Source organism: Pedobacter sp. W3I1 (assembly GCF_030816015.1).
GTDB lineage: Bacteria > Bacteroidota > Bacteroidia > Sphingobacteriales > Sphingobacteriaceae > Pedobacter.
Genome location: NZ_JAUSXN010000001.1, coordinates 2,677,149 through 2,703,349 on the forward strand (window position 1 = coordinate 2,677,149; position 26,201 = coordinate 2,703,349).

General features: G+C 41.1%; 14 protein-coding genes. 10 read left to right on the plus strand and 4 right to left on the minus strand.

Annotated elements, in window-relative coordinates:
• Positions 1-13: 13 nt before the first annotated feature.
• A complete protein-coding gene (locus QF042_RS11190) occupies positions 14-1,222 on the minus strand; it encodes a GAF domain-containing sensor histidine kinase (protein WP_307528277.1) in 1,209 nt (402 codons plus the stop codon).
• A gap of 1,361 nt (positions 1,223-2,583) precedes the next feature.
• On the opposite strand from QF042_RS11190, the gene QF042_RS11195 reads away from it, so the two are divergent.
• Genes QF042_RS11195 through QF042_RS11210 form a run of 4 tightly spaced genes read left to right on the plus strand, consistent with a single transcriptional unit; the run spans position 2,584 to position 10,182 of the window.
• Positions 2,584-3,969 (plus strand): IPT/TIG domain-containing protein, encoded by a 1,386-nt coding sequence (locus tag QF042_RS11195; RefSeq protein WP_307528279.1) that lies wholly within the window; start codon positions 2,584-2,586, stop codon positions 3,967-3,969.
• A 21-nt stretch (positions 3,970-3,990) separates the two neighbouring features.
• Positions 3,991-7,071 (plus strand): TonB-dependent receptor, encoded by a 3,081-nt coding sequence (locus tag QF042_RS11200; protein ID WP_307528281.1) that lies wholly within the window; start codon positions 3,991-3,993, stop codon positions 7,069-7,071.
• Between the two features lie 11 nt (positions 7,072-7,082).
• Complete coding sequence (locus QF042_RS11205; protein WP_307528283.1) at positions 7,083-9,161, plus strand: RagB/SusD family nutrient uptake outer membrane protein; 2,079 nt, start codon at positions 7,083-7,085, stop codon at positions 9,159-9,161.
• Between the two features lie 19 nt (positions 9,162-9,180).
• On the plus strand, positions 9,181-10,182 hold the full coding sequence (locus QF042_RS11210) for a DUF4973 domain-containing protein (protein ID WP_307528285.1): 1,002 nt from the start codon (positions 9,181-9,183) through the stop codon (positions 10,180-10,182).
• Positions 10,183-10,623: 441 nt separating this feature from the next.
• Here the strand turns inward: QF042_RS11210 and QF042_RS11215 are convergent, their stop codons facing one another.
• Positions 10,624-12,267, minus strand: coding sequence for a family 43 glycosylhydrolase (locus tag QF042_RS11215; protein WP_307528287.1), 1,644 nt, complete (start codon positions 12,265-12,267; stop codon positions 10,624-10,626).
• A 612-nt stretch (positions 12,268-12,879) separates the two neighbouring features.
• Between QF042_RS11215 and QF042_RS11220 the strand changes: the two genes are divergently transcribed.
• Both QF042_RS11220 and QF042_RS11225 read left to right on the plus strand, forming a co-directional pair.
• Complete coding sequence (locus tag QF042_RS11220; protein ID WP_307528290.1) at positions 12,880-13,617, plus strand: DUF1080 domain-containing protein; 738 nt, start codon at positions 12,880-12,882, stop codon at positions 13,615-13,617.
• 8 nt (positions 13,618-13,625) lie between these two features.
• Positions 13,626-14,981 (plus strand): Gfo/Idh/MocA family protein, encoded by a 1,356-nt coding sequence (locus QF042_RS11225; RefSeq protein WP_307533282.1) that lies wholly within the window; start codon positions 13,626-13,628, stop codon positions 14,979-14,981.
• 52 nt (positions 14,982-15,033) lie between these two features.
• Here the strand turns inward: QF042_RS11225 and QF042_RS11230 are convergent, their stop codons facing one another.
• Positions 15,034-15,816, minus strand: coding sequence for a DNA-binding response regulator (locus QF042_RS11230; protein WP_307528293.1), 783 nt, complete (start codon positions 15,814-15,816; stop codon positions 15,034-15,036).
• Between the two features lie 2 nt (positions 15,817-15,818).
• Positions 15,819-18,998 (minus strand): two-component regulator propeller domain-containing protein, encoded by a 3,180-nt coding sequence (locus tag QF042_RS11235; RefSeq protein ID WP_307528295.1) that lies wholly within the window; start codon positions 18,996-18,998, stop codon positions 15,819-15,821.
• A gap of 272 nt (positions 18,999-19,270) precedes the next feature.
• On the opposite strand from QF042_RS11235, the gene QF042_RS11240 reads away from it, so the two are divergent.
• The 4 genes from QF042_RS11240 (at position 19,271) to QF042_RS11255 (ending at position 26,186) form a co-directional block, all read left to right on the plus strand.
• Positions 19,271-20,842, plus strand: coding sequence for a family 43 glycosylhydrolase (locus QF042_RS11240; RefSeq protein WP_307528297.1), 1,572 nt, complete (start codon positions 19,271-19,273; stop codon positions 20,840-20,842).
• A gap of 212 nt (positions 20,843-21,054) precedes the next feature.
• Positions 21,055-24,120, plus strand: a complete 3,066-nt coding sequence (locus tag QF042_RS11245; RefSeq protein WP_307528299.1) for a TonB-dependent receptor — start codon at positions 21,055-21,057, stop codon at positions 24,118-24,120.
• Positions 24,121-24,130: 10 nt separating this feature from the next.
• On the plus strand, positions 24,131-25,801 hold the full coding sequence (locus QF042_RS11250) for a RagB/SusD family nutrient uptake outer membrane protein (protein WP_307528301.1): 1,671 nt from the start codon (positions 24,131-24,133) through the stop codon (positions 25,799-25,801).
• Positions 25,802-25,850: 49 nt separating this feature from the next.
• Positions 25,851-26,186 (plus strand): hypothetical protein, encoded by a 336-nt coding sequence (locus QF042_RS11255; protein ID WP_307528303.1) that lies wholly within the window; start codon positions 25,851-25,853, stop codon positions 26,184-26,186.
• The last annotated feature ends 15 nt before the right edge of the window (positions 26,187-26,201 follow it).

Sequence of the window (26,201 nt, forward strand, 5' to 3'; positions counted from 1 at the left end):
AGCAGACAGAAAATTACGAATGGCGTTGAGGAAGTTCAATGCGGAAGACTGTTCCCTGTCCTTTTTCAGAGGTGATGAACATTTCACCCTTCAATTTATCGATGAGGTGTTTTACCAGCGATAAGCCAAATCCGTAACCTTTTTCACCTCCGGTGCCTTGTTTTGTGCCAATGCCTCCAGTTAAGATTTGTACAATTTCGTCTTCCCTGATTCCGACTCCGTTGTCGGCAACAACGATACGTAAAATATTTGTTTCCGGCTTCACCAGCACATCCAGGTCTACGGTTATTGTACCACCGCTGGGGGTGAATTTTACTGCATTAGAAATTAGGTTCCCGTTAATCTGCAGCAGCTTGTTTTTCGAAAAGACGATATTTTTTTTGTCCGGGTTAATATTGATTTTCAGATTGATCTTTTTGTAGGTTGCCTGCGGTTCGTAGAGCTCCTGAAGCTTGGTGCGGAAACTACTGAGGTCAAATTCATTGACGCCTGGAGCTTTCACTTCATCATTATCAGAAAGTATTTCGTCGGCAAGGTCTAAAATTGATTTACTTCCACTATGAATTAATTTGATAAACTCAATTACCTGATCTAAATTGGCACTTTTCCCTTCCTCAGTAATAATTTCAGATAAACCTATTATCCCTGCAATTGGTCCGCGAATATCATGAGCAACTTTTTTGGTTGACTCCTTAATATCTTTTAAATTATTTTGCAGCAACTCCATGGTTTGATAGGTTTTTATCCTGTTCATGATCTCTGCAGCAATGATTTTCAGTAGCTCGATTTTTTCCGGGCTCAGTGTTTTCAATCCGGTATCCAGCACACAAAGGGCACCGATGTTTAATCCGTCGTTATCCTTAAGTGGTACACCAAAATAATAGCGAAGGGACAGCGGAGCACCGACATAGAAATTTTTATTGAAGCGGTCATCTGCCGAAAGATCGGGTACCTCGAACTGATCGTTTTGTGTAATGGTGTATTGGCACACAGACTCTTCCCGGGTCATCTGCTGTAAATCAAGGCCATGTCTGCCTACCGTCCACTGGGTATAGGCGTCGATGAGGTTAACCAATGAGATTTCTGTACCGGCTACTTTCGCGGCCAGATGGGTAAGGTCTTTAAAACTTTCAGACAGGCTCCCGTAATCAATATCGAGATCGGACAACCTTAAAAGCCTTTCGGATTCATTGTATGGTACAGGATAATTTATTTCAGACATGTGCTTATGTTTCTAACGTGGAATAACCAGTGGAATAACCATTTGCTTATCTATAGGCGTACTATTGTCCTATCAAAACATGCCGAAGATACGGTTTTGACGGCAAAAATTTAGGAACACAACCTATAATTATATTCTTGTTAGCAGTAATAGCAAAATATTGAACAGGTAGATCTTATGAGGTCTAAGGGCTGTGCTTTCGAAAAGAATTACCATTATATCTGGATCGATATAAGAGCGGTTATAATGGAAATCCGAAGGTATAACATTACGGCGGTTATACCTGGCTAAAGATAATAACTATCATCGGTTTTATTTAAAATTCCTGTCCCCATGGAGGCCTCCGCATGACGGCTATTGCATGTTCTGGGAATGAGAAGTTGCAATGATCAGCATCATTGAGTGGGTCATGCCTGGTTGGAATGTCGCCACGTAGTGGCTACAGAACCGCTTTGCGCAATATTGTTCTCATAATCAGAATTTAGCCAATGTATAAGACTCGAATTTGGAATATGTAAAGACAGGTGCTGGATTTTCTTTTAGCATTAAATCGTCTTCTGAGCGCTTTACGAATGGGATTATTCTAAAGTTGAGACAAATCGACAAAATATTGAACAGATAATGATATTGCTATTCCTTTACTTTGATTTCAATTAACCAAATAACAAACCTTACTGCAAATTTCTTCCATCAGCAACACCATGCTTTTGCAGTTTTAATACTTTTTATGAGATACAAATTATTTGTTTCAGACGATTGATAATCAGTAATTTATCTAAAACCAATAATCAGGGAAATTACAAAAAAAATTATGCTATGCTCAATAAATACTTATCAGTTCAGGTACATTCCTCGTACCAGAATAAAACAAATCTGTATTGATCCTGTGAGCAAATGCTAAAAACAGCCGGTTGTGGTATTAATAGCGTTGCAGGCAGTGGAACATTTAGATTGCAGTATGTTGCCAATCAGATGTTATTAATGGATCAAAATTATTGTTATTCACCATAAAACGATTTACCGATTTAGCTTATCTAAAACACCATTAACTAAAACAAAGAGAGTTACGCATATCCTACACAATGTTGTGGGTTTGCAGCTTGGTAAAATAATATTTTCTGCATAAGTAACGGCTCTGTTTTGATCCGTGGTCGGCACTACAGTTGTAAAGCCGAAGGACATTGCTATGCCCATTCCAGGGAAATATGTCCATGTTGTTAGTTTAACAGTATTACGATCCAGCTATTTCGAAATTATAAAGCAATAATACCATAACCATTTATTGGCTAGCGTTCAGCTCAGGAAAGAAATAATAAAATCCAGTGTAACCCGGCTAAAATCCGGATAAAAGCAATATGTATATGAAAATTAAAAAAAAGGTTAAAACCAGGCGTTGGCAAATCCGTTGGATGCTGCTCGGGTTGATTGCGCTTTCCTTAACACATTGTAAACAGGATGAGTTGTCGCAGGAAGTTGGCTACGATCCATCTAAGCCCGTAACCGTCAGCGATTTTTACCCTAAAGCCGGAAGTGTAGGAAACAATCTGGTGATATATGGTGATAATTTCGGGAACGATATTTCCAAAATAAAAGTGATGATCGGAGGGAAGCCAGCCAAAGTTGTTGGTGTAAAAAATAATGCCATTTATTGTATCATTCCTGAAAAGGCCTATGCTGGCGATATAAAAGTTAGTGTTCTTGGTGGCAATAATGAGGAATTGGCCCATGGTATCTCAAAAGAACCACTTTCTTATACCCGAAAACTGCTCGTTTCTACCTTTTTGGGGAAATACTATCAGGTGCCGAGTAATTTTGAGGAAAAGGAGGGCCCCTTTAACGATTGTGGTGGATTTAAGGGCATACTGTGGCTCACCTTCGATCCTAAAAACTATAACCACCTCTATTTCTCCGCCGATGTAAACAGTTGCCGTCTGATTGATTTCGAGAAGCAATATGTAAGTTACTTCAGAACGGATCTCGACAGGGTATCGATATTAAACTGGAGAATGGACGGAAATCAGGATATGATTGTTTCTCACAACCATTCCAGCGATACCAAAAATGGCAATTACCTGTTCACCCGTGAATCTAATTTTATTCAGAAAAAAGCAATCGAGGTTTATGCCCGGGGTGTAAATGGTACAATAGTTCATCCACAGAATGGAGAGTTATACTACTCACGGTATAGAGCGGGTGATATCCGCAGGTATGACTTCAATACCAAAGAAGATAAACTGGTGTTCTCCAATCCCTATAGCGCAGTAGCCGTTTACATGGTGATGCATCCCTCCGGAGACTATGCCTATCTGGTCGAATTTGAAAAACATTTTATCATGCGTACCGATTATGATCACGACAAGAAAACATTCAAAACGCCATATACCATCTGTGGTGCAGCAGGTACTGCAGGTTATGCCGACGGAATCGGTACTAACGCACGTTTGAACAGCCCGGTACAGGGGGTATTTGTTAAAAATCCGGAATATGAAACAGCGGGAGGCGATCAGTACGATTTCTATTTCTGCGACAAGGCCAACCATGCAGTTCGCATTTTAACACCACAAGGAAGGGTAAGTACATTCGCCGGACGGGGGAACAATGGTACAAGCGGTTATGCCGATGGCGATTTACGTACCGAAGCCCGTTTCAATAACCCGCAGGCCATTGCCTATGATGATGTGAAAAAATGTTTTTATATCGGTGATACCGGCAATTGGCTTATCCGAAAAATAGCTAAAGAAGAATAATTGATGAAGACCAAATATATAATGATGAGATTAATTTTACTAACGTGCATGGTGCTGATTGGAGTCTCTCTTAATGTTTTCGCACAGGAAGTAACCGTAAAGGGAACAGTAACCGACATGGGCAAACAGCCCATACCAGGGGTAAGCATATCTGTTGCCAACCTGCCCGGGCTGGGGGCAATTACCGATGGTGATGGGAAATTCAGTATCAAAATGCCTCCTTACCAGACATTGGTATTTACTTACATGGGTTACGAAAAACAGGAAGTATTAGTAAAAGAGCAGCGCGTAGTAAATATTAGCCTGAAAGAATCAGATGCCAGTGTATTGAACGAGGTGGTAATTACCGGTACGGGTGCAGAAAAAAAGATATCCATCACAGGGGCCATTACAACTGTAAATGTAGACCGGCTCAAATCTAACCCTTCTACATCGATGGCAGATGCACTGGCGGGCGTGGTACCGGGCATCCAGGCCATGCAAACCTCAGGGCGTCCGGGCAGCATTTCGGAATTTTGGGTACGCAGTATTTCTACTTTCGGTGCCAGCAATGCAGCGTTGGTATTAATCGACGGTTTTGAACGTGACATGAACGAAATCAATGTGGAAGATGTGGAATCCTTTTCTGTATTAAAAGATGCTTCGGCAACGGCTATTTATGGGAGCAGAGGCGCAAATGGTGTAATTTTAATCAAAACCAAACGTGGCAAGGAAGGTAAAGTAAATATTAATGCAAAAGTAGAAGGCTTTTATAATACACTTACCAAACTACCCGAATTTGTGGATGGCTATGCGTATGCCTCAATGGCGAATGAGGCAAAGATTGTTAGAAATCAGGAGCCTCTTTTTTCGAGGCCAGAACTCGAGATACTGCGGCTGGGCTTAGATCCCGACCTGTTTCCCAATGTAAACTGGATGGATGTGGTGTTGCGTGATGCAGCAAAAAGCCAGCGCAGTATGATCAATTTAAGTGGAGGAGGAAAAACTGCGCGTTATTATTTATCGGGAAGCTACCAGAATCAGCAGGGAATGTATAAGGTAGATGATGCATTGAAAGACTACAATACCAACGCCAGTTTTAACAAGTATACTTATCGTTTAAGCGTTGATATGGATATCACCAAATCTACCTTACTTACAGTAGGTGTTTCGGGTTCGTTACGGAAACAAAATGACCCTGGAGTGGGCAGTGATGCAATATGGACGGCGCTGATGGGATACAATGCAATTACCTCTCCACTGGTATATTCAGACGGGAAGATCCCTGCAAGTGATGATGGCGATACCAATCCAGACAATGATATGGACCGCTTTAATCCCTGGGTACAGGGCACCATGACCGGTTACAACGAAAGTTGGAGCAATAACATCCAAACCACATTAAATCTGAACCAGGGTCTGGATTTCATTACCAAAGGTCTCCGCTTTGTTGGCCGCTTTGGTTATGATACTTATAACAATAACTATATCAAACGCTACAAGTTCCCTGAACTGTGGAGCGCCAACCGTTACCGCGATACCGAAGGCAATTTGGTATTTAAACGCATAAAAGAAGAACAGAAAATGACACAAACTTCTGGTTCGGACGGCGATAAACGTGAGTTCTTTGAATGGGAAACACATTATAACAATAACATAGGCGACCACAATTTCGGGGCCATGGTTAAGTACAGTCAGGCATCGAAGGTATTTACACAAAATATCGGTTCGGATTTAAAAAACGGAATTGCACGCCGGAATCAGGGATTGGCCGGACGGGCCAATTACAACTGGAAATCGCGCTATTATGTTGATTTCAATTTCGGTTACACGGGTTCTGAAAATTTCCACCAAGACTATAGATTCGGATTTTTTCCTGCCATCTCCGGAGCATGGAATATCGGAGAGGAACCCATAGTGAAAAAACTGGGATGGGTAGATATGTTTAAAGTGCGTTATTCATATGGAAAAACAGGGAACGACAACTTAGGCGATATCAGGTTTCCTTATCTATATACCTTGGAACAAATGGCTGCAGGCGGGTACAATTTCGGTGATTTTGATTCTTCAAATCCATGGACAGGTATCCGTTATTCTTCAGTAGCCTCTCCTAATGTTACCTGGGAAATTGCCACCAAGCAAGATCTGGGAATCGATTATTCACTTTTCCACGACAAGTTTAGCGGATCGGTTGATTATTTCCGCGAACGCCGTGAAGGAATTTACATGAGCCGGAATTTTCTGCCCGGGTATGTAGGTTTGGAAAATAATCCCTCTGCCAATGTGGGCGAGGTAAAAGCAGCCGGATTTGATGGCAGTTTTACTTATAAACAAAAGGTAAGCAATATAGATCTCACCTTACGCGGCAATGTGACCTATAGCAAAAATGAAATCCTGGAAAGAGATGAAGAAAATACGATTTACACCTACAAGCTACAGGAAGGCCATCGGGTAGATCAAGCCCGGGGGCTGATGGATCTAGGTCTGTTTAAAGATTATGATGATATCCGCAATAGCCCGAAACAATCCTTTGGTGAGGTAATGCCGGGCGATATTAAATACAAGGATATTAACGGCGATGGTATTATCGATGATAATGATATTGTAGCTATTGGCGCAACAACCAGACCAAATCTTACCTACGGATTTGGGCTCTCGGCGAGCTGGAAAGGTCTTGATGTCAATGTGCATTTTCAGGGTGTAGGAAAGTCTACTTATTTTATTAACGGATCGTCGGTTTACATGTTCAGCTTAGGTCAGAATTGGGGAAATATCCTGAATGATGTAGCCAATAGCAACCGCTGGAAATTAGGTGAAAATGAAGATCCCAATGCAGATTATCCCCGTTTAACCTACGGTCCAAATGCCAATAACTACCGTGCATCTACCTTTTGGCTAAGAGATGGTTCTTACCTGCGTTTAAAAACATTGGATATTGGCTATTCGCTGCCTAAAACCCTGGTAAACAAGGCTCACCTCAATAATGTGCGTTTCTTTTTTATCGGCACCAACCTGCTCACCTTTACCAAATTTAAACTGTGGGATCCGGAACTTGGGAGTTCAACAGGGAAAGTTTACCCGCTTAGCAGAACAATGTCATTAGGGGTATCAGTTAATTTATAAGCAAGAAGAATATGAAAAAAATAGTTATCGTTTTAGCTTTCGCAGGTATTATTTTAATTGCTGGCGGATGTAAAAAATTTCTCGACTCTGATTACCTCTTTGATGAGCGGTTAACCACAGAAGAGGTTTTTACCAATACCGATTATGCAAACAGATGGTTGGCGCAGGCCTACTCATTTCTGGGCAGTAATTTTATGCAGGATGTAAGCAGCAAGAAATACATGCCCTTTAATTTTGCTGATGATATGTATTACGGTGATGAAAGCGATGGGTACAAAAGATGGAAAAACGGACAATACACTGAAAATGGATTGAATGGCGAAAGCAAAGAAATTTGGAATGTGGCCTATAAAGGCATCCGTCAAGCTTCTATATTTATTAATAATATTGACATCAATAAGCAGTTTACCGCAAAAGAAATTGCAAATCTTAAGGGGCAGGCAAGGTTTTTAAGAGCCTACTTTTATTGGGTACTGTTACGTACCTATGGTCCGGTGCCGATTGTACCCAATGAAGGGATTGATTACACCAAAGAGTATGATGAAATTGCACAGCCACGGAATACCTACGAAGAATGTGCAGTTTACCTCTCGAACGAACTGGTAGAAGCCGCTAAAGGACTTTCACTTCAGCAGGGGATACAACAGCTAGCAAGGCCAACCCGTGGTGCAGCTCTAGCGCTCCGTGCCCGGATACTTTTGTATGCAGCAAGTCCGCTGGCTAACGGAAAAGCACCTGCTGATGTAGCTGCGGCACTGGCTACCAAAGATGGCAAACCCTTACTTTCCCGAACCTATGATGAATCCAAATGGGCCAGGGCTGCTGCCGCTGCCAAGGATGTAATAGATATGGGCCAATACCGTTTGTATGTTGCTTATAAAAAAACAACAGGCGATGCTGCTTATCCGGCAACTGTTACTCCTCCATTTGACAGTAATTTTTCTAATAGTGCCTGGCCTTCGGGCTGGAGCGATATCGATCCTTACGAGTCGTACCGCGCTTTGTTTAACGGAACAGTTCCTGCCTATCAAAATCCCGAACTGATTTTCACTCATGGCCAAAATCAGGGAGGCGAAGGCATAAACGTTTTGGTACTGCATCAGTTGCCGCGCCTGGAGGGCAAGGGCTACAATTCGCATGGCATGACTCAAAAGCAGGTTGATGCCTATGCCATGAATGATGGTAACGATATACCAGGAATGAACAGCATGTACGCCGGAAGACAGGGCTATGAGGGCCGCTATAATACGCAGCCCCGCACAACGGGTTTTGTAACGCAGACGGAACTGACCAAATACCCAGAGTTGGGGCCTTTGGGCGTTGGGGTAAATAAACAGTTCGTACAACGCGAGCCCCGTTTTTATGCGTCGGTATCATATAACGGTTCTACATGGAATCTCCTCAATGCAGAAAGCGTAAGAGATGAAAAAAGTAATGTACAGATATTCTACTATCGGGGCGATCCTAATGGTTATAAAAATACGACCTACTGGCCACGTACGGGGGTGGGTATTAAAAAATATGTGCATCCGGATGATATCAGCAATGTGGCGCTTACCGCTTATGATCAAAGCCGTATGAAACAAAAAGTTGATCCTGCTATCCGTTATGCGGAAGTATTGCTGATTTATGCAGAAGCCTTAAATGAGCTGAACGGATCTTATAACATCCCATCGTGGGACGGAAGTAAAACACAGGTAATTTCAAGGAACATTTCGGAAATGAAAAGAGGAATTCAGCCTATCCGCATCCGTGCCGGATTAGCTGATTATCCGGGTGATGTTTATGCTGATCCAAATAGATTTCGTATAAGATTGAAAAGAGAACGCCAGGTTGAGTTATTTGCCGAGGGGCACCGCTATTTCGATCTGCGCCGTTGGACCGATGCGCAATCGGAAGAGTCGGCCCCGGTTTATGGATACAATGCCTATGCCACTAAAGCGCAGGCAGACCTTTTCCATAGCGTGGTTGAAACACCATCATTACCTTCCATTTTTACGCTCAAAATGTGGTTTTGGCCAATTCATTTTGACGAATTGAAGCGCAACAAATACCTGACACAAAATCCGGGCTGGACAAATCCTGAATAACAATTATAATCTGCAAAAAATGAAGAAGTATATATATATCCTATTTTTATTGATAACAACAGCGGCATGCTTTGTTTCATGTAATGATGAATGGAAGGAAGAACAATTCGTCCAAACAGCATCATTTAAATCAAATCCGACTGCCCAGGGAGTAAGTTGGAGTTATTTACGTTATAATGCCACAGGAAAGGTGAGGTTTAACCTTCCGATTATCATCAGTGGTTCTACACCAAATCTAAAAAGCCGTACCATACATCTCGGCTTAGACCCTGATACGCTGGCAAAATTAAATCAGGAGCAGTATGGGCACCGACAGGAGCTGTATTTTAAACAATTGGACCAGAAGTATTATACGATGCCCCAAACCATAGATGTACCGGCAGGGGTAAGCACAGTTACTGTACCCATCGATTTTACTTTGGGAGATCTGGATCAATCTGATAAATGGGTATTACCGTTACAGATCTTAAACGATCCTTCTTATGATTATCAGGCCAATCCACAAAAATATTATCGTAGGGCTATGCTGCGGATTACTCCATTTAATGATTATTCTGGAGAATATGGAGGTACTTTGTATAAAATATTTCTCGATGGTGATACTGAACCCTTAACCCTAAATACCCACCGAACTTTTGTGGTGGATGATAAAACTATTTTTCTATATGCCGGAATCAGGGATATAGATTACCTGGACCGCAAAAACTATAAGGTATTTATTAAGTTTACCGATCAGAATATCGATATACAGAAGAAAAAGTTAGAAATCTGGAGCGATAATACTGCAAATAATAAATTTAAAATCGGTGCACTTCAATCATATTATACCAGAGATGAAGCCTGGGACCCAAAACTTCCATACCTGAAACATATTTACACCACCCTTTATTTATCCTATGAGTTTGAGGATTATACTACAGTGCCCGGGCAAAGGTTAAAATATAAAGTGGATGGGACATTATCCATGCAGCGCGACCTGAATACATTGATACCGGATCAGGATCAGCAAATTCAATGGTAGGCTAGCTGTTTAAAGATCAGGTTTTTTAAAATATTAGTGTCCGGTAAATGGCTAATAGAAAATAAAGGGGCTGTATCATATTTGTAAGCTCATTCGGAATTTGTCAATGTTGAGCTTGTCTAGAAATCGGGGTAAGTAGTCGAAACGCTTGTGAGATATTTAAGCAAGTCCTTTGACTGGCTACAATTGTAACCCCCAGTAGAAAAATCGTCATCTCGACCGAAGCAAAGCGGAGTGGAGAGATCTTTGAACTATGTTACCAAAAAGTTTAAAGATTTCTCCATTACGCTACCGATGAAAAATCGGTAAGCTTCAGTCGAAATGACGATATTATTTCTCGCAAATTTACCTGTCATTAATATTGCTTTTATACAATAAATTAATCCTCTGGATAAGATTTACTATTCCTCAATCTAAAATAATCAGCTTTCAATGGCATCATTAATTATTCATTAATCTAAAACTGCTAAAAGTCCCTGTTTGCGAAAGATTTCCTTTTGCGACAATACCGGCTCTGTATCCCATTCCCCAGGGTACATATTTGGCTGCTAAAAAATCTGTACGATAAAAACTAAGCCATTCTGCTCCTTGTTTTTTATGAAAAAATTCTATTTGTTTCCCACCGCTACTGATCTGCATTTTCAATTGCACCGGGCCAGCTAAACTTTCTTTTGATGCTTTAAGAATCGTGTATGCACCTTCAAAATTATCAAAAACAACAAAGCCATCTTTCGAGGCTGTGATGCCTATTCCACCAAGTTCGCCGGGCCATTTGCTTTTAAAAATGGCACCGCCCAGGCAAATTCCTGTTTTTGCTGCACTGGGCTTTATTTCGGCACTGATGCTAAAATTTACCGTTTTAATGTACTGACCCAGAAAGGTGCCAAGTGCATGGTTTTCATCAGATGCTGCTAATGTTAACCCTTTATCAAAAGACATCGCTGGCCTTTGCGATTTGGAAGGCCATTGCCAGGCAAGATCAAGTTTTTGATCATTTTCAAAATTGTCGACAAAATTAAGGTCGGCCTTTGGCCGGTTGGGGAGGGTTGCATTATGCAATACAGGCCAGCCATCAACACCAACAATTAATTCTTCTATAATGCCCTCTCTGCCTACAAAAACATCATAACTTTTGTTAAAGGCATGGTACAGCATAAACAACCTGTTGTCTGCAGTTTTTACCACTGTGCCATGGCCGGGGCAATTCCACTTGTCGTTACTCACCATTATCGGGTTGTTGCTGTATTTCTCCCAAACACCACTATTCAGGTCTTTCGTTCTGGCAATTCCTGTTTTGTAATTGCATTTTGCATCACAGCAGCCGCCAACAGAATAGAGGCTGTAAACATATTCTCCCAAAGTAAAAAAACAAGCGCCTTCAACCAATCCGGTTTCCCAAGGCTGACTATTGGTAAATACTTTGCTCTTTTGCCCGAGTAATTTTGTCCGGCTAGCATTAATTTCCTGTTTCCAGATCCAGCTTTCTTTGCCACAGCCATTACCGTCATTTTTCCAGAAAGCATAAATTTTGCCATTGTGTGGCAATTCAAATGCGTCTATTGCGCCACATTCATCTTCAATAATAACGGGACCATTATCGGTAAATTTACCGCTTTCAATTTTATCTGCATCAATCCAGGCTGTGCCGCACTGTAAACCCGGATTACCTTTTGTTTCCCTGTTGTGCGCTGTATAATAGGCATAAATCCGGTGCTGTTTCTGATCATAAACCAGTTCCGATGCCCAAAAGTTATTTTCGCCCCATTGGTTTTTCATATCCTTAAATCCATCCGGAAAAACATGGTTGATCAGTTTCCAGTTTTTAAGGTCGGTTGATTTATATATAGTAAAATAAGGAGCCCACTCGTTTGTGGTAGAAGTGGCGTAATACACCTTTCCAACCCTAATGATAGAAGGATCCGGATTATCGCCTGGGAGGGCGGGGTTTACCAGCAGGTGCGTAATGTTTTCTGTGTGGGAGTTTTCGGTTTGTGTTTTTTTTAGTCCGCAGGAAAACAGGCAAAAGCTAATCAGCAAATAAACCATGCAAGTACACAAAGGTTGTATTGTTAAGTTACAGGGCATTTTTGCTGCTATTTTGTTCGTTTTTTTTGCTCCTACAACACCGTTTATATGTTTTTTTAAAAATGTAGATAATCGAAAAGTGATCATGTATTTCAAGGTATAAATTGTCTTTTTGGTATTTGGTTATTTTTCCGAAAATAAACAATTATACACAGGGAGAAAGGGCTGCCAAAGTTGGAGCACCACTCACAAATGAATGTTTTATTACTAATCATTGTGGCGCAACCTACTCTTTTTTAATCCGTTTTTAGTTATTTTTTATTTTTAAGTTATTGATTTTTAATGTGTTAATTGTGTTTTTGTCTGTTCGGTTATGTGTTTATAAACGAGCTTTTAATCTGGCGATTCTTCTTTTTTTACGGTTTTTGATCAGGTAAAATGAGACAAATCAACAATAAATTGAACATATTTTACAAGGTACATTGGCTTACTTTGGCATTAACCAATTATAAACCCGTAAATCAAATCATATTGTAAATGCTACGACTACCGGCAAGCGGATACCAATGAAGCGCTATCACACTTATTGTGTGTTTGTTCTTTAAGCACCCGCAAAAGTAATTGCAAACTCAAATCTTTAAACACATCAAAATAACTATAAATTAAAATTCAATGAAAAACCACAGGTTAATTTACTTGCTAATATTGGGCATTTTTGCCGTAAACCTAACTTATGCTCAAAATATACTCAGCAAAAGCGAAAAAAAGGAAGGGTTTAAATTGCTCTGGAACGGCAAGGATGCAAGCGGTTGGCGTGCGATATTTAAAGCACAGTTTCCTGCCAAAGGTTGGGGGATGAAAGATGGAATTTTAACGGTATTGGCATCCAATGGAAAAGAGCAGGGTTCAGGTGGCGATATCGTAACCAAAGATAAATATTCGGCTTTCATATTAAAATTCGATTTCAAACTTACTGCAGGTGCCAACAGTGGGATAAAATATTTTGTAACTGAAGAAGAAAAAACCAATCTGTCTGGCATCGGTCTTGAGTTTCAGGTACTGGATGATGAAAAACATCCTGATGCGAAACTGGGGAAAAACGGTAACCGAAAGCTTGCCTCTTTGTATGATCTTATTCCATCAAACAAACCTGCTTCGGTAATTAAAGCCATCGGCGAATGGAATAGTGGTGAGATTCGTGTTTACCCGAACAACCATGTAGAACATTGGTTAAACGGCGTAAAAGTGGTGGAGTATGAGCGCGGATCAGAAGCTTTCAGAAAACTGGTGGCTGGAAGTAAATACAAAACATGGAAAAACTTTGGAGAAGCTAAAAAGGGACATATCCTGATCCAGGATCACGGCAACAATGTTTCGTACAGAAACATCAAAATAAAAATACTTAAATAATGAGTGTTATGGAAGAATCGAGAAGAGACTTTATAAAAAAGGCAGCTATTGCTGCAGCAGGAACTTATGCAGGTACTTTTGGGATGTCGGCCAAAAGTTATGCGAATATTATCGGTGCCAATAACCGGGTTAGGGTTGGCGTGGTTGGTTTTTCTGATCGCTTTAAAGATACGCTGTTCCCGTGCTTTTTGAACCATAATAAGGAACTTAACTTTGATATTGTTGCCCTTTCTGACCTATGGAGTTACCGTCGTGATTTAGGTGCTGAACACATTAAAAGTAAAATCGGCCATAACATTACTTCCTGTAAAAACAATGACGAACTTTATGCATTGAAAGACCTTGATGCCGTAATCATCAGTACACCGGATTTTGCACATGCGTTGCACGCCATAGAGGCTGTTAAAAACAAAAAGGACGTGTATTGCGAAAAACCTTTTGCCGAAACCATGGATGATGCCAATGCAGCATTGAAAGCGGTGAGGTCTTCGAAACAGATTCTGCAGATTGGTTCGCAACGCCGCAGTGGACAAAATTACCAGGCTGCTGCCGATTTTATCAAAGCAGGTAAATTTGGTGGTCTTACCATGGTAGAGTTGAGCTGGAACGTAAACCAACCTGGCCGTTGGCGCCGCCCCGATTTGGTGGCCAAGCTGAAAGAACAAGATACCGATTGGAAACGCTTTTTGTTAAACCGGCCATACGAAGCCTTTGATCCCAGGATATACCTCGAATACCGCCTTTTCTGGCCATACTCATCAGGTATGCCCGGGCAATGGATGAGCCATCAAATTGATACGGTGCATTGGTTTACCGGATTATCTCACCCGCGAAGTGTAACTGCAAACGGTGGGATTTATCAATGGAAAGACGGTCGCCGCAATTGGGATACCACCACTGCTGTGTTTGACTATGGCCCGCTTGACGATATGACTAAAGGTTTCCAGGTGGTATTTACCTCCAGAATGCATAACGGGGATGAAAGACCGGCAGAAATCTACTATTCGAATGGGGGAGAATTAAACCTCATGACCAATACCATATCGCCGCATGGTGGTTTAACGGCAAGAGCGGCGGCGGCGATGAAAATGAAGCCGAACCTGTTGCCCGAAATTAAACTTGCTGCACCTTCTGCGGCAGCGGCATCAGCCAATACAGGTGCAGATGTGTTAAGTTCTAACCATATGCGCAACTGGCTGGAGTGCATCCGCAGTAGAAAAGAACCTAATGCGCCTGTTGAGGCAGGCTATCAACATTCAATTGCTAATATTATGACCAATGCTGCTGTGCGCACCGGAGGAAAAGCAAGCTTTGACGTCACTCGTCAGCAGGTTATGGTAGAGGGAAAAGTATTCAAATATTAACCGTACTATGAATAAAAGATGGTTGGATTAAATCTGGTCATCTTTTTTTTGCTTAAATTTCTTCATCCTTGGTATCCTTACTAAGCGAATTCATATATTCCTGGGGAGTGACTTTAAAATATCGTAGGAAATTTTTATTAAATAAGCTTTGAGAGCTGTAACCCACCATCTTCGCAATCTCAAAAAAGCTGAATTCGTTCTGAGCAATCAGCTTGGTGGCCTTTTTAAGGCGGGTAACATCAATCAGTTCTTTTGGCGATAGGGCAGAAATCGCTTTTATCTTCCTGTATAGGGTAGGGCGACTCATGTGCATATGATCCGCAAGCTGATCGATATCCAAATAAGGGTCCTGAATGTTTTTACGCACATATTCGTCTAGCCTTTTCAAAAATGCCTCTTCAATTTTTGAGTTTGCCACTACACGCACATCTTCGAAAGGCGCACTTGCAAAATGGGCTTTAATTTTTAAGCGGTTCTGGAGCAGGTTGGCCACCTGAACACGTAACAGCTGCGGCGAAAATGGTTTTTTGATATAAAGATCTGCACCCACTTCTAACCCTTCAATATGCGCCTTATATGTGTTTTTAGATGTCAATAAGATAATGGGGATGTGGCAATATTCTACGTTCGATTTGATGAGCCTGCAAAGTTCAAAACCATCAATCCCGGGCATCATAATATCCGAAATGATAAGATCTACGATTTCATTATCCAGAATTTCCTGCGCAACCTCTCCATTAATGGCCAAATGCAATTTGTAGGTGTTCCCGAATACCTGAGTTAAAAACTCAAGAATATCTTCATTATCATCAATAATTAAAATACTGTCAGTCATGTTTATTTTATCTTTTTCCAGCTACTCAATTTAAATTCAAATTTTTGATGTATAGGCAAAATTAGTTCAAAAACCACTTTGTCAGCATCACCTTCTAATAACATGAGTGAGCCATTGTGCAGTTCGGCCAACGATTTTGCCAGCGAAAGCCCTATACCCGTACCCGGTTTATCTTTGCCATATAACCTGAAAAACGGTTCGAAAATCTGCGCGCGGTATTGCTGGGGAATGCCTTTCCCATCATTGGCGAAAGTAACGTTAAAACGACCTTCTGTTTCACCAGCAGTACTGAGCCGTACATTTACTTTATTTGTTCCATATTTAATCGCATTGGAGATTAAATTGTTAAAAATCTTTATCAAGGCCTCTCTATCGGCAAATGCAATGATGTGCGTTTTGGGTAGTTCAAGATCAAGGGAGATGTTGCTTTTTTGAGCTTCCTGCTCAAAAGCATTTATCTGTTCCTTTAACAGGTTATTGATATCCGTATTTACAAAATTTAAGCCGAACTGGTGCATTTCTGTCTTGCGGAAATCGAGCAACTGATTGGTCAGTTTGGCCAGGCGGTTCGCATTTTTTTCGACCATGAGCAAACTGCTTTTTAGGGGCTGCTCCTTTGCCTCCTCCAGCATCATCTCAACAGGGCCTAAAATCAAGGTTAGCGGCGTTTGTATTTCATGCGCAATATTCGTGAAAAATTCGATCTTGGCCTGGTAAATCTCTTTTTCCTTTTCGTGTTCGAATAACTGTAATTTATTGAGGTTTTTGCGCTCAATATAACGGTGATAATAGCGTATAGCCAGAAAAAGCCCGGTTGCGATCATCAACAGGTAACAAATGTATGCCGTAATACTTTTCCAAAATGGTGGAAGGATTTTAATAAAAAGGCGGCACTCTTTTCCGGTCCAACTCCCTACATTACTTTTTGCCCTTACCAGAAAAGTGTAACTGCCTGGAGATAAATCTGTAAAATAAGCTTTTCTATTGTTGTTCAGGTAGGTTGTGGCCTGATCTACACCTTTCATCACATACTCATACCTGGTCACTTCGGGCGAGGAGTAGTTCAGTGTAGCAAATTCGATGCTGAAATTGTTCTGGTCGTGGGCAACTACAATCGTATCGGTATAAGAAATTGATTTGCTAAGCGGACTATTTTCAATATTGGGAAGAACTTCCTTATTGTTGATCTGGAAACCCGTAATAAAAGTGGGTGGTGCGGTATCTTTTTGCTCAAAATCTTTTGGGTTAAAAGAAATCATGCCCCTTACGGATCCGAAATACATTCTACCATTTGGATCTTTATAAGCAGAACTGAAGTTAAACTGATCGGCAATCAATCCGTTGGATTTAGTGTAAATCTTTATTTTTTCTGTACGTAGATCTAAACAGATCATTCCTTTGAACGAACTTATCCATAGACATTTAGAATTATCTTCAAGGGCACGGAACAGAATATTGGTGGGTAGACCATTTTCGGTATTGAATTTTTTTATTACTTTCCTATCCGGGCTTAACCTGATTAAGCCGCTACCCTGAGTGGTAAACCACATAGCATGGTTGCTGTCTTCCATTATACCACAAACTGCAAACTGGCTTATGGTCTTGTCCTTAGTTTGGTCACCGAAGCTGATGTTGCCATGTTTGCCTGTTTTAGGATGGTAATAAAACGCACCCCGAGTGAGGCTTCCTGTCCAGATGTAACCGAAACTGTCTTCATATATGTCGTAAACGGATGAATTGGGAATCTGTTCGATCCTTTTAAATGTTCTGGCATCTTGATTAAACACAAACAGTCCTGATCGGGTATTATAGCCTGTACCCACATAAATGGTACCATCTCTGGAGACGTATATAGACAGCACAAAATCGCTTGTCGCCTCATTTTTTTCAACAATGGTTTTGAACCGGTCCGTTATAATTCCCCTTTTTATATCCATGATTTCCAGCCCGTGCAGGAATGGACCAATAAAAAGTTGATTGTTGAATGCAAATAAACCATGGATATTCGGATACGATACGTCCCCTTTCTTGCCTTTAGCGGTATAATTGGTGAAAATACCTGTTTTTAAGTTCAGTTTATTGATGCCTGCGTCTTCGGTGCCTATCCATAAACTGCCCTTTTCGTCAGGACAAATTTCTCTGATCGCGTTTCCTGAAATAGAATTGCTTCCAAGCAGTGGGTAATATTTTTCGAACCTTGCATTGCGCTTTGAATAGTAACCCAGTCCACCAAAATAAGTACCAGCCCACATGCCACCATCATTGTCTTTACAGACTGTATAAACCGCATTATCAGGAAGGGAGTAGGGGTCGCCGGCTTTTTTACGGAGGTTTTTGCAGGTATTGTTTACCAGATCATAAATATATATGCCAAATTCTGTGGCTATCCAATATTCCTGATTTTCTCCGGCAGTAATATCTCGCACATAAATATCAGTATTATCACTGTTTCGCAAAATCAACGATTTAATTAGACCGCTTTTGGTATCATAACTTTTTAGTCCCTGTTTAAAACAGCCAATCAATAAAGTATTGCCGGCAGCGGGAAATATTTTACTGATCGACCGCAGGTTTACCGGAACCTCGCGACTGATTATTCTGACACTATCTTTAGATCCGTTTTCCGGATGATAGGTAATCAACTGGCCATCATCATTTCCCAACAAGATATTGCTCCGTGAATCAACAGCGATGCATGAGGCCGAAATTTTCAGGTTCACTACCTTGTTGCTGTTCTGGATATATTTATGTAGCTGATTGTTTGCCAAAAAATACAGATCGTTATGATGATCGATTATAATGTGGCTAATATAGTTCTGTGGTGCCTGTTCCAGCGGGGTAAATATTTCATTATATGGGTTATATTTTACAATTCCGCGGCCGGTCCCAACCCAAAGCATCCCCTTTTTATCTTCAATAAGACTGATGATAATGTTATTGCCGATGTTCCCAAATTTACTTTTTTCGTTCTTTAGGGTTTTAAAAGTGTAGCCATCAAAGCGGTTTAGTCCACCTCTGGTGCCAATCCAGATAAAACCATTTTTGTCCTGTATGATAGCGTGTACCGAATTATGCGCCAAACCATCATCAGCCTGGTATTGCTTAAAATAATAAGATTGCCCTTCGCAGGTAGTGCCTGCAAAAAATGTACTCCATAACACGAAAAATAATACAAACCGCATATTCAAGTTAATATCAAATATATGTAAATCGGATTGTTGTGTAACCTGTGTTTTAGTACCTGATAGTCCAATTTTAAACAGATATTTTGTTGCGTTCTGATTATCAGTTGCTTGAATGGTTTTTGGAAATTGATTTGAGACATATCGACAAAAAGATGAACAAATTTTACGGGCATCATTCCTTTACTTTGATTTGAAATAACCAAATTAATAACCCTGCTGCAAATTTCTTCTCTCGGCGGTACCATGCCTTTGCAGTTTTAGTATTTTTTATGAGAAACAAATTATTGATTCATCTGGCAGCTGCATTTCTGGGTTTAACAGGTTCTTGTCAGAAAGGACCGTCAACCGAGAATACCGAGGTAAACAAGATCGAAAAACTGGCAGCGTTAAACGTAATTGCTGCGGCACCTCCCTTGGGCACCTTAATTGACGGGGCAATATATCGGATCCGTGGGATGGCATCCTTACCAGATGGTCCTGTGGTTGAAGTTACGGGTAACTCAACGGCAGAAAATGCGGCCATCCAGCAATGGTTTTGGTTCCCGAACAATGGACAGAAATGGAAGCTGGTGAAAACCGATGCTACTTATTACAAACTGATCAATATCACCAGCAATAAATGTTTAAAATCGCCATCAGCAACATCTGGAGCTATTTTACAACAAGGTACAGACGATGGCAGTGATGCGCAACAGTGGGCTATCGCTTATACGGGTAGCAATAATGTATATACCCTTACCAACAAAGCCACAGGGATGAAAATGGCTGTTGACCCCGAAAGCGGTACACCAGGTGCTAAAATAAGGCAAAAAACCGTGCTAACAGGTACACAGGGGATGTTTAACTTTCATGATACGAATTTCCAGAATCCACTGATCAACGCGAGCAGGGCCGACCCCTATGTTGCCCAAAAAGACGGCTATTATTATTTTATGTATACGCGGGGCAATAATATCGGACTGAGAAAAACCAGGTCGATGTCGTTATTATCTACAGCAGTAGAAACCGTGGTGTGGACACCTCCGGCTGGTGCGGCTTATTCTTCTAATATCTGGGCGCCCGAATTACATTTCCTATCTGGTAAATGGTATCTCTACTTTGCAGCAAATGATGGGGGCGACGTTACCCACCGCATGTTTGTGCTGGAAAACCCAAATGCCGACCCAACCACCGGTACATGGACTTTTAAAGGGAAAATAAGCGATCCGAGCGATCAATGGGCTATCGATGGTTCAGTATTAACCATAGGCACAACAAACTATTTTATTTGGTCGGGATGGGAAAATGTGGCCACCAAGTACAAACAGTATATCTACATCGCGCAGATGGCTAATCCATGGACAATAAGCAGCGATAGGATAAAAATATCATCGCCAACCAACAATTGGGAAAAATACGAACCAAGTGGTTCATTGGGCGCGGGTGTTAATGAAGGACCGATCATGCTCAGAAAAGATGCCGACAGTCCGGTATTTATTATTTATTCTGCCAGCAGGTACAGCAGTGATAATTACTGTTTAGCGCAAATACAGTTAAAAGATGGGGGCGACCCCATGGTAGCCGGCGATTGGATCAATAAAAAGCAGGTGTTTGTTAAAAGCGAGGCCAACGGTGTTTATGGCCCTGGCCATAATGGATTTTTTACCAGTAGTTATACTGATCCCAATGGAGTGTTGCATAGCGAAAACTGGTTTATTTACCACGCCCGTAGCGTTGCCAATACCACCAATGGATCAAGAACGCCGAGAATGCAAAAGCTGACCTGGAATGCGGATGGCTCGCCAAATTTTGGAACTGCTGTAGCAACAGGGCTGAATATTCCGGTTCCTGTTGGAGAATAATAGTGTTTGGTGGGCTATAAGCTTCCCAAAGTATTAACAATAAAGATCAATTTGAGATAAAACGACAAAGGAATGAACAGTTTTTGTTACCAGCATTTTTTTACTTTGATACCAGGAAACCAAATATAAAACATTTGCGGCTTTGCAAGTTTTGCTTAGCCATTAATGCCGATTTAACCCTAGGGTTTCCGCATCCAATAACTTAACCAAATATGAAATATCAAGTTCTATTCAAAAGAATTATAGCCATAACTTTTTTACAGGTCGCGGTATTGGCCATTGCAACAACGGCAAATGCCAATAATAAAGGTGATATAACCACAATACTAAATAAAAAACTTTGGTTTGCAGGCATTGGCCAGGCCGATATTAGCATAACCGGTAAAGTAACAGACGAAAAAACAAAATCGCCGATACCGGGGGTGTCTGTTAAGGTTAAAAATGGTACAACGACAGCTGTAACCGACGAAAATGGTGTTTATAAGATCAATGTAGCCAATGAACAAACCGTTCTTTTGTTTTCTTATATCGGTTATGATGTGCAGGAAGTAGCGGTAGGCAATCTTAAAAACATTAATGTCATTTTAAAATCTTCACAAGCTAACCTTGATGAAGTGGTGGTTGTGGGTTATGGTACCCAAAAGAAGGCTGATGTTACCGGATCAGTAGTGCGGGCAAATCTCGATGATTTTAGAAATGCACCTACCACTAACGTGGCAAACCTTTTACAGGGAACGGTTCCAGGTTTAAATGTTGGGCAGGTTAACCGCGCCGGTGCAACGCCAGGTATTAGCATTAGGGGGCAAAATACGCTGGGCGGGAACCAAAATGTACTGATTATTTTAGATGGAGTACAATACAATGGCTCGTTAACTTCGATTAATCCGGATGACATTGCCTCGATAGACGTACTGAAAGATGCAAGTGCTACGGCAGTGTATGGGGCCCAGGCGGCAAATGGTGTTATCCTCATTACCAGTAGAAAAGGTGCTATTGGTAGAACCAGAATCTCTTTTTCTTCTCAGTATGCTACCCAAAAACCAAATATTGATTTAAAACCAATGGCCAGGGATGAATATTTGGATCATATTAAATATTTATACTATGATCAGGCTTTTTTAGCTCCTGATTTTACGCAACCTAATCCGGCATTCGACCTGGTAAGCAAAGTTGATGCATCGATGAAAGATGCGCAGGGAAACCTCCTGCCAAATGATTTTAGCTGGTATAATGAAGCTACTAAAACCGGAGCAATTGTAGATAACCAGCTTAGCGTTTCGGGCGGAACCGATAAGATCAATTACCTTTTATCGGGCAGTTTAACCAGAAATTCGGGTTTTATCAAAAACGATGTTTTTAAAAGAAAAACCATCAGGGCAAACATCGAAACAAAAGCAACAGATTGGCTTACCATTGGCTTGCAATCCTTCGGGACTTTTGTGAATGAGGACGGGGTAGAGCCAAATTTCGTAGATATCAATTTAATGTCTCCGTTAATCCTTCCCTGGGATAATAATGGAAACCTGAAAATTAATCCATTTAATACGAATGTAACCAATCCGCTGTTAACCTATCAGGCTGATGATTACGACCGTCACAACTATTTCTTTGCCAATGTTTACGGTAATTTACAGCTGCCCGTTAAAGGTTTGAGCTATAAAATAAGTTTCGGTAACAATTACCGCCTCGATTTTAAAAACATCTCCAATATGTATGATGCTAACCTTACAGGGCAGGCTTCAAAAGAAAATACCACTTATTACGATTATACCTTTGATAACCTTTTAACTTATAATAAAGTTATTGGCAAACATAGCTTTACCGGAACTTTACTATATGGTGCCATTGAACGCGATAACAGCTACACCAGGGCTTACGCAACAGGTTTTTCAAGGTTGACCCTGGGTTATGACAACCTGCAACAGGGCACTAACCGGTTTGCAATATCCAATGCCTGGAAAGAAACTCTTAATTATCAGATGTTCCGTTTAAACTATAATTACGAAAGTAAGTACCTGTTTACCGGTACGATCAGAAGGGATGGATTTTCTGGCTTTGCAGAAAATAACAAATATGGGATTTTTCCATCAATATCTGCAGGTTGGGATATTTCGAGAGAATCGTTTTTTAAAGTGAATTGGGTAGACAACCTTAAATTAAGGGTAGGGTACGGCGTTGCCGGAAATCAGACCTCAAGATATTCTTCATTGGCCAATGTAGGAGTGAGTGCTTCCTACGTTTTTGGTGATGGCGGTTCTACGCAGTTTGGTCAGCAGGTTAATTCGTTGTCTAATCCAGATTTAAGATGGGAGCGTACCACAGGTGCAAATCTGGGTTTGGAATTTACCCTTTTCAAAAACAGGCTTTCAGGTGTAATTGAATATTATGATACCAAAACAACCGATCTTCTGTATTCTGTTAATATCCCTGTGGTTACGGGTTTCAGTAATATCCTCACCAACATCGGGCAATTGAACAATAAAGGACTTGAACTTTCTTTAAACTCGAAAAATATCAATAGTGGCAAATTTAAATGGACTTCTGCCTTAAATTTTGCCAGAAATGTGAATAAGGTGGTTAAACTGTTGGGCGATCTTAATGGCGATGGCCTTGAAGATGATCTTCCGCAAAGTGGGCTTTTCATCGGTCAATCCACCGCCGTAATTTACGACTATCAGGTGAATGGAATTTGGCAGGTTGGAGAGCAGATTCCAACGGGCTATTCGCCGGGAACCTATCGCATCGTTGATCAAAATGGCGATGGGGCAATCAATGCCAGCGACAGAACTGTTTTAGGGTCATCAGCTCCAGCTTACAGGATCAGTTTGCTGAATAAGTTTCAGTATAAGAATTTCACCTTAAGTATATTCTTAAATTCGGTGCAGGGCGGGGATAAATCTTATCTCGCGGGCAATACGCCAAGGCTCATCAGAGATGATAACTCTATCAGGAACAATTATATGAGTGGGATAGATTTTTGGTCGCCCGATCATCCGGATGGCAAATATCCCCGTTCTATTATTTCAGCAACCTTAAATCCGCCACTTTTTCAAAACCGCAGTTTTGTGCGCTTACAGGATGTATCGCTCTCTTATAAATTTAGCGGAAAACTGATTGAGCGGATGAAACTACAAAACCTAAATGTATTTGTAAGTGGAAGAAACCTGGCTACATGGACCAAGTGGGACGGTTGGGATCCGGAAACCAATCAAGGATTAACCAACGACGGAAGGCCTGTATTTAAAGGATATTCTGTGGGCCTTAATGTTACATTTTAAACTAAAAGCGATGAAAAAGATAACCTTTACTATTATAGCTGCAACTACCATCCTGTTTTTCTCCTGCAAGAAGTCTTTTTTGGACGAAGAACCGCTCGATTTCTTGAGTACAACAAATGCCTACACCACTGTTAAAGATTTTGATGCTGCAGTTAACAATCTATATGGCCGGGTAAGAAGTGAGTTTTACAACAGCGGAGAACAAAGGCCGTTCGATTATGTGTTTGGTTGCGATCTGGTTTTTGATGGTCAGCCGGCTACCACAAGGCACACCAATATGGTTGCGGCCTATTCGCCATTGAGTACCGAAATCCCTTTGATCCACTGGACTTCACTATACAAGATAATTGCTGAATCCAATACCATTATCGGCCGGATTCCAGCTTCTGAATTAGCACCAGCCGATAAAACACTAATGGAAGCGAGAGCAAAGTTTTTCAGGGGTATGGCCTTCCGTACACTTGCCTATCTATATGGTGGTGTACCCCTAAATACAACAGAGGTGGTATCACCCAAAACAGATTATGTAAGGGCACCCAAAGCTGCGGTACTGGAGCAGGCCATCAGCGACCTCAAATTTGCAGTGTTAAATTTGCCAGCCATTAATCTGGTGCAGGATGGAGAGGTAAACAACCTTGCGGCGTATCATCTTTTATCAGAAGTATACCTGGCCGCAGGGCAGTTTCAAAATGCCGCAGATGCTGCCTCTACTGTAATCAGTAATCCCAATGTTGGCCTCATGACCACCAGATTTGGAGTTAAAGCGTCAGATGCTACAAAAAATGTGTATTGGGATCTTTTTCAAAGAGGTAACCAAAATAGAAAAAATAGCACCAATAAGGAAGGCCTTTGGGTAATCCAGTTTGAAACAGACGTGCCGGGCGGCGGCGCCGTTTCTACAGGTATTAGTGGTTCTTATCAGATGGAAAGACATTTTGCTCCACAATTTTTAAACTTTAGGCTCGCTGGTAGCAGTGTCCAGCCATTTCTGTATCCAATTAGCGATTATACTGGTGGCAGGGGAATCGGTTGGGCAATACCGACCAAATATTTTTCGGATGTAATCTGGCAAAGCGATTTTAATAACGACCTTAGAAATGCACCTTTTAATTTTGTGCGCGAATTTAAAGTAACCAACCCTGCACACCCGCGTTTCGGGCAAACCATATCTACCATTAATCCACCTGCAGGTATAACCGTGCCAAGAAGAGATTTCTATGCTTTTCAATCAAAGGTAACCACCCCGGGCGATCATCCTGATGGCATGTTCCAGGATAAATCGCAACTGTTGCTTAAGGCAAGCGCAGGCGGAACTTATGCTGATCAATACATGTTCAGGCTGGCAGAAACTTACCTGTTGAGAGCCGAAGCTTATTTGGGTTTAAACCAGCCGGATAAAGCAGCTGCAGATATTAATGTGGTACGCAGCAGATCAAATGCATCTGCTGTATTGCCGGCTAATGTAAATATCGATTATATTTTGGACGAGCGTATGCGCGAGCTGGGCTCCGAAGAAAAAAGACGGGTTACCCTGATGAGGCTGGGGCTGGTTTACGATCGCGTAAAAAAATGTAATCCTTATTATAACGATGTTTTAACTACCTATAACCTCTGGCCAATCCCTGCGTCCGAAATTGAACGAAACAATGGGGCAAAACTGGAACAAAATGCTGGTTATTAATTGCTGGGCAAAATCACTATAGAAAATACTTGTCACTAAAGACGATGGTATGGGAAAAATGACCGAAAAAGTAGTTAAAAGAATAGAAGTCCTGATCGATCTTTTAGGTTATGGTATCGTGCAATTGCCAGTGGCATATAGCCTAAGTTTTACAGATTTACCGCCCAGGGCTTATAGTGTAGAATGCTACATCGATCAATCCGATTCAGCGTTGCATTCCTGGCTTTATTCGTCTGATTTTAGATTGGTTGTTTCTGAAATAGAAGATGGTGTCGGCCATGTGGTCTGCTTTAATGTAGAAGGGCAGAGTAGGAATATTTATTATCAAACCATGTTAAATGTGGTTTCTGATTATATTTTTCTGAAGGAAAAATTTTTCCTGTAATCAAAAAAACGTTAA